Source organism: Cerasicoccus arenae (assembly GCF_014651635.1).
Taxonomy (GTDB): domain Bacteria; phylum Verrucomicrobiota; class Verrucomicrobiia; order Opitutales; family Cerasicoccaceae; genus Cerasicoccus; species Cerasicoccus arenae.
Genome location: NZ_BMXG01000017.1, coordinates 35,538 through 48,473, shown reverse-complemented (window position 1 = coordinate 48,473; position 12,936 = coordinate 35,538). Strand labels below are relative to the sequence as shown.

Here is a 12,936-nt window from a genome sequence, read left to right as displayed (position 1 = left end):
TGCGTATTCTGTAGTTCTACTATTTTAATTAGTTTAAAATATTAGATAACAATCTAAAATGGCCATAGGATTCGGCAATAGCTCTAGGCCTTGCCCATGGGGGAGCGTCTGCTTCATCGGATTCGACTCCTGATGCCAACAAATAAGCTGCGACTTCGGCGTAGCCCCATCGGCAAGCCCATCCGAGCGGTGTTGCTTGTAGGACTTCGTCTCGTGCGGTTAATACTGCTCCCTTTTCGATCAATTGTTTCAGAAATCGAATACGGATGGATTCTGTAATATGCCCCGGGCATCGTCCAATTACGTGGTGAGCGAGAGTCACTCCTCGCTTTCCCATGACATTTGGAGAGATTCCATTATCGAGGTAAAAGTCGAAAACTTCCAGGAACTCATCAACTCGTTCGACTCCCCAATAAAGCCCACTCATAGTCTCCGCCAAAATATTAAACCAATGGTTATCATCACCCGGCCAATCTAATTTATCAAAACCCATCCGGGTAATCGCTAGACTGCCTCGGCCTGCCGCGGCCCATAGCAAGTCATTGATTTTATCTGGGTTGTCTTCTATCCATTGCGGTGCGCGCTCGACTTCATTATGGTAACACAGGGTCCAGCTCATGAATTTAGCACCGTGTTTTAGTAGGAGTGCTTTCATCTTTTCATCTTTATTCTCATAAGCCCGATCCAAGGCGACGCCGGACGCATAGACATTACCATCGGGATTTGCGCCTGCATCGAGAAGAAGTTTTGCTGCGGTTAAATCACTATTTGCAGCTGCCAGCCACAGTGGTCTCCCTTCACTCCAAATTTCATCTTCGACGCCTCCGAGGCGCGTGCGCTCATCTGGGTCTAACCCAATCTCCAGCAACCATGCCAGCAAATCAAGTTGCCCAAACCTTACGGCCTGACTCATCAGGCCACCCGTTTGCCAATCAATACTCTCTTGAATCCGATGAAACCCATCAGATGATTGCTCATGAACTCTTTTTAATTTTTCGATCTCTCCTAAAGCAGCCAAAGATAGCAAGCTAGGCTCAACGCCTGCCTTCTCAAGACGTCTAGCAATTGCAATACGCTCTGGCGTTCCATGCCGCTCCCATCTTGGACGGTGTAAGGCATATTCAAGGGCGTTCATTCCGCTCAAGTCTTCTTTGAAAACCGGAGCGCCTTGTGCGATCATGGCTTCTACGAGTGATAAACGGCTTTGCTCGGCAGCACGGTGCAGGGGAGTGCATCCGTCTCGGTCGCAGCTTCGGAGTAAATCGTGGTTCAACTTCATCAGGGCAAGGACATCAGCATCACTTCCCTCTTTGATGAGTTGATTGATTTTATCCTGAGCTGGCGATACCGTTACGTTTGGGCAGCTTGCATTTTCGCGTCGCCGTTGTTCCTCCTCTTCAATTATTTTGTTAATAGCCTCACTGCCAGAGCGTTTGGATAGATCCAATGCACTTGATACATCGCGATAGGGATAGATGCCTTTACGGGCATCTGATCCTGCTTGCATCAACCAGCGCACCGCGTCTGCTTGGTTATTCATGACAGCAAAATGAAGCGCAATGCGTTCATCGTCTGGCGCAAGTTCCATCTTCACTAACTCGGGCCGTTTTTTCGCCATTGATTTAAGGGTTCCAACATCACCTGCTTTGGCCGCGTCACAGAACCGGGCGACTGTTACCCCGTCGACAAATGCTTTGAGACGAGACCAACTGGCATACCCATGAGAACGGGCAATGATCAGAATGGCCTGCGAATGCTGCAATGGTTCTTGGAGTTTTGGAAAATAAAACTCCACCTCCTGTCGTGTTGCGCTGTCTCCGTTATTGTAGCGCGCAATAAGCTCCTTAGCCTGCCTTTTAATCTGCTGTAAATCCGGCCGCTCAGGAAGCTGGCGGCGGATCGGATCGTGCCTATTTTTTGAAGTATTCATGATTGCTCAATCAAAATAAGGCCCGAGTCCGCGTAACAAGCCAGAGTAACCATGAATGGGTTTTGTTATATCTTAGGTAATGCAGCTAGACACAGTCTTTCTCGCGGACACGATGGCCTTCTGTCAGGCACAGAATTGAAAGTAGGCCGATAAAATAATTCTACAAGTGCTAAAACGAAAAATTCGCGTAGGGCCAAGCGCATTACTACTCATGTTATCCGCCATAGCTTCGCCACCCATTTACTGGAAAACGGAACCAACATTGCCGAAGTCCAATCTTTGCTTGGTCACAACAATATCAAAACGACGCAAATTTACCTGCATGTGCGAAGCCAGTGATCTCAGGCGATGACAAGTCCGCTGGATTTTCATTGGTCAATATGTTGATAGGCACGGACCCGGAGCCCCATGATTATGCCAACCTCTAAATGCGTTAAGCCCTGTTATTTTGCATCGCTCCAAGCTCATATCGGCATAATTCAGAAGTCAGCATAACGTCCCATTTCGTAAAAGAGCTTTGAGTAATACTCAGGTGCAGAGGTAAAGGACTCTCGGTTAGGTAGACCGATGACGTCTAGCAGAGGAAAATAGGTCGCATCCCGCATGCCGTGACGGATCTCTGGACCATCAGTCCATTCCGTCACCAGTCTCTGGCCTTCAGCTATTGGTTCAACGGTGTTCCCTATTGGTTTCTCTGGTATCGGCTCCCGAGTTCTTCCACGCGCGCACCCGTATATGGCGCCAGAAGTGGAATCCAGTAGCAGGCCTCTCTACCGCCCATGAGTATCGCTTGCCTTCCAGATATACACCTGAGCGTTCAAAAATGCTTCTTAGCTCGGCGCTGGTGAAAGGTAGGCGTTTATCGATATCCACTTCGGGCAAAGGAGGCTTACAAGCAGCTCCGCGCCACTATCTCAAACGGGCGGCAGATGTATGTCTTCTCCGCCAGTGATAAACGCGGTCAATTGCCAGAGGTTCAGGTGGGACGCCGTGCAATGATCATGGTCGATGGTGCCAATAAGGAAAAAGGAATCATGACCGTTTACGTCGAATTCAGCTATGAATGAGGTCGCCGTTTCCTTTAGCGATGCCCATTTTCAGATTATCAATGCATGGGTAAAGCGTTACAGGGTTACACCTGGGCAATTCTGTCAGGCCTTTGTCCTGATGGGGTTTGAGGGACTCGATAGCCATATATCGGACATTGGCGAAACCGTCTATGATACGATTGTTTTGGATGTAATCGAAAAATACGTCGATGAATCAACAATCCCTGAATGGCTTGCCGAAATGGAATGACGGCCGATGCTCGATGGCGGGAGCGGAGACGGCTTCGCCGTCCTGCCCCGACTCGGGCTCGGCCCTTTCCTTGTTAAGGATCAGTATAAGTGACGCAGACTACAGTATGGAATTTTAGAAAAAAAACACGAACCTAGTGGCTCGTGTTTTTTAGAAAACGCTTTCTTGGGCTGGCGTGATCCGCAGAACGGACAGCTAGACGGTGACCGTGGCCATACGCCCGCGTTATTGACTTTGTCTTGAATCCATTTGCAATAATTACGAAATACGGAATTGAATCAAGCTAAAAGATTGCTCAAGCTGAATAAATGGAAAGCCCTATTTCGTTCAGCTTCGACATTGGTCACGCCAGCATTGGTTGGGCAGCGATTAAGGAAATCGACGATGCGCCCGATATTATCGGATGCGGCGCGGTGACTTTTAGGCCTGATGATTGCCAGAACCACACTCGGGCCGTTTTCCGGCGAGGGCGGCGGCATATCGCCGCGACGCGAAACCGCATGAAGCGCTTGGAAAAGTTGCTGCTTGATATCGGTGCGTTAAGCGAGGCGGACATCGAGCTTGCACGGAGAAATCCGCATCCTTGGCCGTGGCTGTTGGCCGCTAAGGTATTAATCGGAAACTATGATCAGTTGAATTGGCTCGAACTTTGGGCAGTAATCCGCTGGTACGCACACAATCGTGGCTACGATGGCAATGTGTTGTGGTCGGGTTCACTTCCTGACGAAGATGACAAGGATGATACGCAGAAGGTCGAAAATGCGAACCGCCTGATGCAGCAGTTTGAGACTTCGACTATGGCGGAAACGGTGTGCGCATTCCTCGGCGTAGACCTATCCGATAACAAAGCACCCGCGCTGAAAGCGTATTTCAAAGGCCAGGACGCCGCCTTTCCACGCGAAGTTGTTCAAGGGGAAGTGATACGTATCCTTGAAGCGCATATTGGTAAGCTTCCGCGTTGTGACGCTCAACTAATAGAATGTCTATGTGGTCAAGGGCGCGATTCCTGGAAGGCGGTTTCTTGTTGCGGCATTCGTTTGCCCAAGCGCTTTCATGGCGGTTTGCTCTTCGGGCAAATGGTGCCACGGTTTCACAATCGCATCATACCGGAGTGTCGAATCAGTGGTGAAAAGACGCCCGATAAGCATTGCCTAGATTTCTACCGGTATCGTTGGGGTATGCTTCTGTGCAATCTACGCGTCTCGGACGTTTTGACCGATTCAAGGAAGCTGTTTGCCCGTGAGAGACAGGCCGTTCATGCGATCATGGAGAAGGATGGCTACCTGACGAAAAAGACGCTCAAGAAAGCGTTGGAGGAGGCCACGAGTTCGACGCCCGTCAATGTGGACCAGATGTTTGTGACGCCGGAAATGGAGAAGGCTCTTGTCCTTGATCCGGTGAAGCGAGAACTATCATCGCAAAAACTGAGCGGCATGTGGTCAACAATCCCCGAGCAATTTCAAAAACGCTTCGCGGGCCAACTTTTCAAGCGCAAACCAGCCAGTTTAAACCGCTGGCGTGATGTGCTGATCGCCGGAGGCGAATCCACTGAGGCATTTGACGAAGCAGTTCAAGCTACCTATGATGCCTACGTGAAGCGCAGCCGTAAAAAGGCGCGATCTTTATATCAATTTAAAGCTGACCGAATTAGTATAGACTGCGCTAGTGGTCGCGCTCCTTATTCGCGTAAGCACATGCAGCGGGCATGGGAGGCGGTCTTTGATGATCAGCAACCCGATCCTAAAGATTCTGGTGGTTGCCTGGAAGAAACGGCGGAAATCGTCGGCAAGCAAATTCAACGCTCAGTTGACGCACAAATCAACAATCACCTAGTTCGGCATCGTCTGCTTATTTTCCGTCGCTTGTTGAAAGACATGGTGCGGACTTATGCTGGGGGCAAAGCAGAACGAGTTGGCCAGGTATCCATCGAAGTCATTCGCGACCTTCAGGAGTTTTCGGCAAAGACCGCGAAAGAAAAAGCTCAACTGATGGGCTTGAAGTTGGCGGATCATCGACGTGCAGTAAAAGAGATTGAACAAGAGCTGCCCAATTACGGAGGCAAATATAAGATCAGTGCGGGACTCATTAAAAAGGTGCGGATTGCTCGAGACATGAACTGGACATGTCCATTCACCGGCAAGCACTATTGCTTTGACGACGTTGTGAATGGGCAAGTTGACAAAGAGCACATCATTCCTCGTTCGTGGCGTCCCAGTGATTCTCTTGACTCACTTGTCCTGACATGGCCCGAAGTCAACCGCATGAAGGGCCAGCGTACAGCTTGGGAATTTATGGTCAGCGACGAGAGCAAGCAAGTTCCCGGAACTAATTTACAACTGCAAACACTGGCCAACTACGAGAAACTCGTCCAGAAATCGCTCAAGCCTGGGAGGGACCCGCGTGGCAACGCCGCGCAAACCTTCATCGATGACGATTTGCGCCGTTGGCGACGCAAGTTGCTGCTGCAACTGCCAGATTTCGATAAGCGGAAGAAGTCCGATGGTGACGCTGGTAGTGGTTTCACTGGACGCGATCTCACGCAAACCAGCCATCTCAATAAATTAGCTGCGCTGCAGGCCCGCGATGAACTCAAGCGGGCACATTCCGCCGATATTTTGAGCCTCTCTGGGAGCGTCACTGCCGCCGTGCGCAAGGCATGGAAATTGGAGGGTTGCCTTGTCCAAGCCTGTCCGGAAACCGAAAACAAAACCAAAACGGAGATTCGCGAAATCACCCACCTGCACCATGCATTGGATGCCGTGACCATCGGGCTCGCCGCCTACTATTTCCCAAAAGATGGAAAGCTCTGGGAGTTGATGAGCCGTCGGCAGATCAGAAGCGCCGCCGAGCAACAGGAATTTCGACAACGCGCCAAGCAAAGCGTTAGCTTCTCCAGTGGCGGTTCATGGGGCATTAAAGATCTGCCCCTTAAGCTCAAACAGCAAGTCGCGAACCGCCTTGCCGAACGGCGCGTTGTGCAGCATCAGCCCAAGACCATGCGTGGCCTGAAGGTCCAGCAAAACACCTGGCGTGTATTGGGTCAGGATGAAAAAGATTCACAGAAAATGGTCATCACCATAGCCTCACGGGATGAAAACAAAAAACGTCAACGAAGTACTAAAACCGAAAAGAAAAGTAAACTACTCGGTTTAGCTCCCAAGAATGGTGACGGTAAGTTGGCGAAGCTAAAAGGTAGTCTGATCGTAGAGGAGAACTTTGGCGTAATATTGGATCCTGAGATGCGCGTACTGCCTCATCTAAATGTTCACTACGAGTTGGAGCGGGCTAAAGCCGCAAACAATGGAGTGCAGCCTCGTATTATTCGAGGAGGAAGCCTGATCCGAATAGAGGAGGGCCGCTACAAAGGAACTTGGAAAGTATTTTCAATCAAAGACGCGAAGTCTGGATTCCTCATCGACATGGCCTCACCAGAAATTGTGAAACTTGCCAATAAGAAGCGAGACTGTGTCATCAACGCGCTTTTGAAAACGCTTCTAGCAAATAAGCTCACCATACTCTCGCCTGACTATACTGGGACGCTATGACGCCATGTCCTACCACATCGTCAACATCGATTCCCCGAATTGCAGCATCAATTGCAAGCACGGACAGTTAACGTGCTTGGGTGAGAATGGGCGAAGACAGCAAGTGCCTTTGGAGGATGTTGCCGCTATCGTCATTACCAGTTTCTCGGCGCAGTTGAATAGCCATCTGCTGTTGGAAGCCGCTAAGTATGGCGTTGCGCTCGTGATCTGTGAATATTTTCAGCCGATCAGTCTGCTATTGCCGGCGAATCGCTCGACCGACACCTTGCTCACTAAAGCGGCGCTCACAATGGATAAGAAGAAAGTGGCGACACTCTGGCAGAAAACCATTGATGCTAAATGCGTGAACCAAGCGTCTCTGGCCGAGCACCTGAATCCCGAGCACCCCAAGCGTGAAATATTGCAAAAGCGGGCCAACAGTAAAGCTCCGGGTAAGGAAAGCGTTTGCGCGCGCTATTATTGGGGAATCTATGCTGATGCTCTGGCGATCATTGGCTTCAAGCGGGGCCGTCAAGAGGGTGGGGTCAACGATTTACTCAACTTCGGTTACGCGATTCTTTTATCACTTATTCTTCAAAAGCTTTTTGCCTGTGGACTCGATCCAACGGTTGGTATTTCCCATGAAGTGCGTGAACGATCTACTCCGCTTGCATATGACCTCATGGAACCGTTTCGCCCTTGTGTGGACTGGCGCGTGGCACGATGGATGATGGAAGAAGCCGCACCGGATGATTATCAAGTCAATGGCCGTTTCCGCCGCTACATTACCAACTTCACACTGGAGCGCGTTGGTTACCTAGGTATTGAAATGGATTTTCGCAATTGCCTGGAATCAGTTGTGCGCAGTTTTCGCCAAGCTGTGCTCAGTGGGCAAACTCGCCAATACAAACCGTGGATTCCCTCAAATTCAAAATGGGCTGGCTAGTTGTCGCCTTCGACCTTCCGGTCACAGAAAAAGAAGCCCGTAAAGCCTATACCGACTTCCGCAAATTCCTGTTGAAAGACGGGTTTCAGATGATACAGTTTTCGGTGTATGCACGCCCCATGGTCACACACTCACGGATGCAAACCCACTTGCGCCGCGTTGAGAAAGAAATCCCACCCAATGGGAGCGTTCGTGCTTGGTATGTCACCCAAGCGCAATGGCAGCGAAGCCTCGTCATCTACGGTAAACCCGCAAAAAAGCAGGCTCCGGAAGATCTTCCAGAACAAACTCTTTTCTGGTAAACTCTTCTTAATCAGCAGACTGGAAAATTCCAGTCTGCCCGATTAAGATTTGGATTCAAGGCAAAGCCCGCGCGGAGTTGCGGGGTCATAATGGCCAAGTCTGCCCGATTAAGATTTGGATTCAAGGCAAAGCCCAGGGACGAGCATCTAGCCACTGATCAAGAGTCTGCCCGATTAAGATTTGGATTCAAGGCAAAGCCTGAATAGATGGCTAACGAAAAAGACCACCAGTCTGCCCGATTAAGATTTGGATTCAAGGCAAAGCGCAGTTATTTACCCGTCCGCGTTCATCGTTAGTCTGCCCGATTAAGATTTGGATTCAAGGCAAAGCAATCAGCAATACCGAACCCACCGTTTTAAAGTCTGCCCGATTAAGATTTGGATTCAAGGCAAAGTGGTGCTTCTGGTGGGGTAATGTTTACAGGGATTCTCTTCGCGCAAGTAGCCTGTAAAATCATTCCGTAAATACATATTGATTTTATTGTGTAAATTTGAATTGCAAAAACCATGAGTAACGAAAAACAACTGCCTGATCCCGATCAATTATTCAGCGAAGCAGCATGTGATGCCGAAAGCTCCATGCTTTTCCCATATAGGAAGACTATTGCTGTCTTGCGCATGAAGGACATTAGTTGGCGAGGTGTGTCCAAGTGGCCGTCTGAGCGTGGTGTAAAAACAAGCCACACATCCGTAAGGAATTTTTGGGAGGTATATTCTAGGGACGAAACCCTTAAAGACGACTTCATCGACACAAATAATGAGGCGCGTGATTCGCTTTTTGAGCATGGCAGCAAAGTTGTTGGGGTGAATTTGGCTGAGAACTACAACGAGCTTATTGATGAGCGGGAGGAAGATTAATGGATTTCCATGGGTGAGTAAGCAATGAGCCTAGTCATCTTCGTGACATCGACGCTGCGGGCATTCCTCGCAAGGACGCGAGCGGTCGCAAGGTTGATTTTCATTCGCTCCGGTATTCCTTCGCGACATTCCTAGTCAGCAACAATATTTCTCGCTCCTACGCGCAAAATTTAATGCGCCACAGCGATTCTCGGTTGTTGGAAGAAGTTTATACGGATCGCGAGCTATTGCACGATTCGACCGCCCTTGACCAGTTGCCGAGGCTAAAGCCGGATGAAAAACTGATACGTATAGTGCTACAGAAATCAGTCGCAGAGGGTCCTTCGCAGTCACAACCTGTCACAATCAGGGACGCAAGGGAAGCCGTGCAAGCCGCTATGGATCAGGGTCTTAGTCGCATTCTGGCACAACTTGGCGCACGTAGTCACCTTGCCAAAATGGTAGACGGTGCAGGACTCGAACCTGCGACATCCTCGGTGTAAGCGAGGCGCTCTAACCAACTGAGCTAACCGTCCGTTAGTGGGAAACGCATGAAAATGAGCGATTTGCGGCGTCGATCAAGTAAAAAGAAGCGGGAATTGACCGAAAGATACAATTTTATGCTTCCGTAAGGGCGGGTCATGCGTCATTTTTCCGAGCTTTTCCCTCATGCGTCATACGATCTCAGCTTTAGTTGAAAACAAATTTGGTGTCCTCGCGCGAGTTGCTGGCATGTTCAGCGGTCGCGGTTTTAACATCGACACCCTCAACGTGGGCCCGACTCATGATCCCAAGTATTCGCGGATCACGATCACCCTGCGCGCTCAAGAACATGCGCTGGACATGGCGATCAAGCAGCTCGATCGTTTGATCAATGTCATCGACATCACGCATTTTGGTCAGCGCAATGCGTTTGTGGCTCGCGAGCTGGTTATGCTCAAGGTCAGCGCTAGCGGTGATACACGCTCAAAGGTCATTGAAGTCTGCGACATCTTCCGCGCCAAGGTGATCGACGTCACTCCAGTGGCGATTATTATAGAGTGCACGGGCAACGAGAATAAGATCCGCGCTTTTCTGGAACTCATTACACCCTTCGGCATTCTGGAGCTGGCTCGCACGGGCAATGTTGCCTTGTTACGCGGTGCACCAGCCGAGACAGAGGAAGACTAAGAATTTACCGATAATCTTTTACCAATTGTCAGTTGTCAGTGAATGCATCTGGCGGCTGAAAACGAAAACAACGAAAAACCCGAACACATGCCCGCAAAAGTATACACGGAAGCGGACGCCGATTTGAGCGTCCTCCAAGGCAAGACCCTCGCCGTCATCGGCTACGGCTCGCAGGGCCATGCCCACGCGCTTAACCTGAAGGACAGCGGCTGTAAGGTCATCATCGGCCTCTATGAAGGCAGCAAGTCGAAGCCCGTCGCTGAAAAGCAAGGCTTCGAGGTCTACACGACGGCCGAAGCTGTCAAGAAGGCAGATGTCATCATGATCGCATTGCCGGACATGAAGCAAGCCGAGGTCTACAAGGAAGACATCGAGCCGAATCTGACTCCTGGCAAAACCCTTCTTTTCACGCACGGCCTAGCGATTCACTATGGCCTCATCACACCGCCAGAAGGCGTTGACGTCATCATGGTGGCACCAAAGGGCCCGGGCCACGTTGTCCGCACTCAGTTTAATGAGGGCAAGGGCGTTCCTGCGTTGATCGCTGTCGCTGAAGGTTCTTCTGAATCCGCTAAGCCAATCGCTTTGGCTTGGGCCAAGGGCGTTGGCGGCACCCGCGCCGGTGTTATTCAGACATCTTTCAAGGAAGAAGTAGAAACCGATCTCTTCGGCGAGCAAGCCGTTCTTTGCGGTGGCGCGAGCGCCCTCGTCATGGCTGGTTTCGAAACCCTGACCGAAGCCGGTTACTCTCCGGAAATGGCGTATTTCGAGTGCTTGCACGAGCTGAAGCTGATCGTTGACCTCATGGTTGAGTCCGGCATCAGCGGCATGCGCTTCTCGATCTCCGAGACTGCGGAATACGGCGACTACGTTTCCGGCCCGCGCGTGATCAACGACGAGTCGAAGAAGGCGATGCGCCAGGTCCTCAAGGAAATTCAAGACGGCACATTCACCAAGAACTGGGTCAAGGAATACAAAGAGGGCTGCCCGAACTACAAGCGCATGGCGCAGGAAGGTAAGGATCACCCAGTCGAGAAGGTCGGCAAGGAACTCCGCGCTCTCATGCCTTGGGTCCCCAAGAAGGAAATCGGCGGCACTCAAGCCGAATATACCAGCAAGTAATTGCCGGTTCAGTATGAACTTTAATCAGCGGGAGAGTGCGAAATGCGCTCTCCCGTTTTGTCGTACAGGCGTCTAGAAGGTGGCGCTCTCGGGGGATTTACCCTCCCGAATCGGAAATTGACTGTGTGGCCTGAAACCTTTTGATTGCTCGCTATTTTTTCCTATGTCGAACCAACCAATCATACTCGCGACGCGGCGTAGCCCGCTGGCGCTTTGTCAGGCGAAACTGGCCAAGGCGCACGTGGAAACGATTTTCGACGGCGCGACGGCGGAGCTGAAGGAATTTGTCACCACTGGCGACAAGAAGACCAGCTGGTCGCTCGAGAAAGAGGGCGGCAAAGGACTTTTCACCAAGGAGCTAGAAGATGCCCTGCTTGCCGGAGAGGCTGATCTGGCCGTGCATTCGGCCAAGGACTTGCCGACGGAAAACCCGCCCGGCTTGGCCATTGCCGCCTTTTTGCCTCGTGAGGCAGTTAATGATGTGCTCGTGGTCCGCGACGGCGTTGCGAAGCCATGCTTTATCGCGACGAGCAGCCCGCGCCGCCGCTTGCAGCTCAAGACGTATTTTCCGTGTGCAGTGTGGAGCGAAATCCGTGGGAATGTGGACACTCGTCTACGCAAGATTGCTAACGGTCAGGCGGATGCAACCATCCTCGCGGCGGCGGGCCTACGTCGCCTAGGTATCCTGCAAAGCGAAGGCGTGGTCTTCAAGCCGTTGACGATCCATCAGATGGTGCCAGCGGTGGGGCAGGGGGCCATTGCGCTTCAATGCCGCACTGAGGATGTTGAGAGATTTGCCACATTAGCCTGCCCAGCGACGCAGTTTGCGGTCGAGCTAGAGCGTAAGTTCCTGGCGGCGATGGGTGGTGGTTGCCACACGGCGACCGCAGGCCATTTCTGCCACGGTAGCCTGCACGTTTTCCACGAAGACACGGGCCGTCAGGAGTTCCCTTTGCCCAAGGACAATGGCGACATGGACAACTGGCTCAAGGATGTCGTGGAGCAAGTGCTCAGCGCGTAGCTGGCTTGACTAGGAGGCGTTACACCGTTTAATTGTTAAATAGAATGACTGTTGGAACATACATCGAATCTCGCGATCCCAGAGTTATTGACAGGGAAATCGAGCTTATTAAAGAAGCTGCGAAGGAACTGATGGAGGACCGAGAGAAATTCCTTCGTTTGGCGCAGGCGACGGGTATGTACAAGAAGGATGGCAGCCTGAAAAAGCAGTTTCGTTAATGCCCGCATATTCTATTGCATTGGGCTATCATGGCTGCGATTCGTCGGTCGCGAAAGCGATAATCGAAGGAGAAGATATGCGTCCCAGCGCCAAGCCATACGATTGGCTTGGGCATGGTCTTTATTTTTGGGAAGACAGTCCCTTGCGTGCAATGGCTTGGGCAAAAAAAAGATGCAGTCAAAAAGGTAGTAAAATTAAGAAACCCGCTGTTCTGGGCGCTGTCATCGATTTAGGGAACTGCCTGAATTTAATCGATGCTGAATGCTTAATTGAAGTTCAAGCTACCTTTTCAGCGCTTCAGTCAATGGAGGAGTTCGGGCTATCTTTGCCAGAAAATAAAGGGCTTCAATTGGAGAAGAGATACAGGGATTGTGCGGTCTTCGAGTGGCTACATCAATTGCGCGAAGAGAAAGATCTGGCACCTTACAGTAGTGTCCGCGGTTTTTTCTCTGAAGGTGAGCCACTTTATCCAGGGGCGGGCCTACACAAGCAGGATCATATCCAGATATGTGTCCGCAGTGCCGTAAGCATTATTGGGTTCTTTCGACCTCGACTGAAATTTTAGT

Annotated in this window: 13 protein-coding genes, 1 tRNA gene, 1 pseudogene and 1 CRISPR repeat array; of the genes and pseudogenes, 12 read left to right on the top strand and 3 right to left on the bottom strand. The window is 50.9% G+C overall.

The window, feature by feature from the left end:
- Positions 1–28 precede the first annotated feature (28 nt).
- On the bottom strand, positions 29–1,930 hold the full coding sequence (locus IE065_RS13095) for an ankyrin repeat domain-containing protein (protein ID WP_189515809.1): 1,902 nt from the start codon (positions 1,928–1,930) through the stop codon (positions 29–31).
- Between the two features lie 186 nt (positions 1,931–2,116).
- Here IE065_RS13095 and IE065_RS13090 point away from each other — a divergent pair.
- Positions 2,117–2,269 (top strand): annotated as a pseudogene (locus IE065_RS13090) (tyrosine-type recombinase/integrase); the annotation flags it as partial.
- 140 nt (positions 2,270–2,409) lie between these two features.
- Here the strand turns inward: IE065_RS13090 and IE065_RS13085 are convergent.
- Positions 2,410–2,574, bottom strand: coding sequence for a zincin-like metallopeptidase domain-containing protein (locus IE065_RS13085; protein WP_189515807.1), 165 nt, complete (start codon positions 2,572–2,574; stop codon positions 2,410–2,412).
- 285 nt (positions 2,575–2,859) lie between these two features.
- Here IE065_RS13085 and IE065_RS13080 point away from each other — a divergent pair, with 285 nt between their 5' ends.
- The 6 genes from IE065_RS13080 to IE065_RS13055 all read left to right on the top strand — a co-directional run bounded on the left by IE065_RS13080 (position 2,860) and on the right by IE065_RS13055 (position 8,859).
- Positions 2,860–2,997, top strand: coding sequence for a hypothetical protein (locus tag IE065_RS13080; protein WP_189515806.1), 138 nt, complete (start codon positions 2,860–2,862; stop codon positions 2,995–2,997).
- Complete coding sequence (locus IE065_RS13075) at positions 2,990–3,229, top strand: hypothetical protein (protein WP_189515805.1); 240 nt, start codon at positions 2,990–2,992, stop codon at positions 3,227–3,229. The genes IE065_RS13080 and IE065_RS13075 overlap by 8 nt, the downstream gene beginning before the upstream one ends.
- 308 nt (positions 3,230–3,537) lie before the next feature.
- On the top strand, positions 3,538–6,774 hold the full coding sequence (gene cas9 / locus IE065_RS13070) for a type II CRISPR RNA-guided endonuclease Cas9 (RefSeq protein WP_189515803.1): 3,237 nt from the start codon (positions 3,538–3,540) through the stop codon (positions 6,772–6,774).
- A 4-nt stretch (positions 6,775–6,778) separates the two neighbouring features.
- Positions 6,779–7,699: a type II CRISPR-associated endonuclease Cas1 gene (gene cas1 / locus IE065_RS13065; RefSeq protein WP_189515800.1), complete on the top strand. Its 921-nt coding sequence runs from the start codon at positions 6,779–6,781 to the stop codon at positions 7,697–7,699.
- Positions 7,666–8,001 (top strand): CRISPR-associated endonuclease Cas2, encoded by a 336-nt coding sequence (gene cas2 / locus IE065_RS13060; protein ID WP_189515796.1) that lies wholly within the window; start codon positions 7,666–7,668, stop codon positions 7,999–8,001. Before cas1 ends, cas2 begins: the two co-directional genes overlap by 34 nt.
- A gap of 31 nt (positions 8,002–8,032) precedes the next feature.
- Positions 8,033–8,397: a CRISPR direct-repeat array (repeat unit 36 nt; unit sequence AGTCTGCCCGATTAAGATTTGGATTCAAGGCAAAGC).
- Between the two features lie 111 nt (positions 8,398–8,508).
- Complete coding sequence (locus IE065_RS13055; protein ID WP_189515793.1) at positions 8,509–8,859, top strand: hypothetical protein; 351 nt, start codon at positions 8,509–8,511, stop codon at positions 8,857–8,859.
- Between the two features lie 438 nt (positions 8,860–9,297).
- On the opposite strand, the gene IE065_RS13050 is transcribed toward IE065_RS13055, so the two are convergent.
- A tRNA-Val gene (locus IE065_RS13050) sits at positions 9,298–9,374 on the bottom strand.
- A 133-nt stretch (positions 9,375–9,507) separates the two neighbouring features.
- Between IE065_RS13050 and ilvN the strand changes: the two genes are divergently transcribed.
- From ilvN to IE065_RS13025, 5 genes are all read left to right on the top strand, one after another.
- Positions 9,508–10,008: an acetolactate synthase small subunit gene (gene ilvN / locus IE065_RS13045; RefSeq protein WP_189515791.1), complete on the top strand. Its 501-nt coding sequence runs from the start codon at positions 9,508–9,510 to the stop codon at positions 10,006–10,008.
- A gap of 87 nt (positions 10,009–10,095) precedes the next feature.
- Positions 10,096–11,130, top strand: a complete 1,035-nt coding sequence (gene ilvC / locus IE065_RS13040) for a ketol-acid reductoisomerase (protein ID WP_189515787.1) — start codon at positions 10,096–10,098, stop codon at positions 11,128–11,130.
- Positions 11,131–11,293: 163 nt separating this feature from the next.
- Positions 11,294–12,151 carry a hydroxymethylbilane synthase gene (gene hemC / locus IE065_RS13035; protein ID WP_189515785.1) on the top strand — a complete coding sequence of 286 codons (858 nt, stop codon included), beginning with the start codon at positions 11,294–11,296 and terminating at the stop codon, positions 12,149–12,151.
- Between the two features lie 44 nt (positions 12,152–12,195).
- Positions 12,196–12,369, top strand: coding sequence for a hypothetical protein (locus IE065_RS13030; RefSeq protein WP_189515783.1), 174 nt, complete (start codon positions 12,196–12,198; stop codon positions 12,367–12,369).
- Positions 12,369–12,935: a hypothetical protein gene (locus IE065_RS13025; RefSeq protein WP_189515781.1), complete on the top strand. Its 567-nt coding sequence runs from the start codon at positions 12,369–12,371 to the stop codon at positions 12,933–12,935. Before IE065_RS13030 ends, IE065_RS13025 begins: the two co-directional genes overlap by 1 nt.
- Position 12,936: the final 1 nt, after the last annotated feature.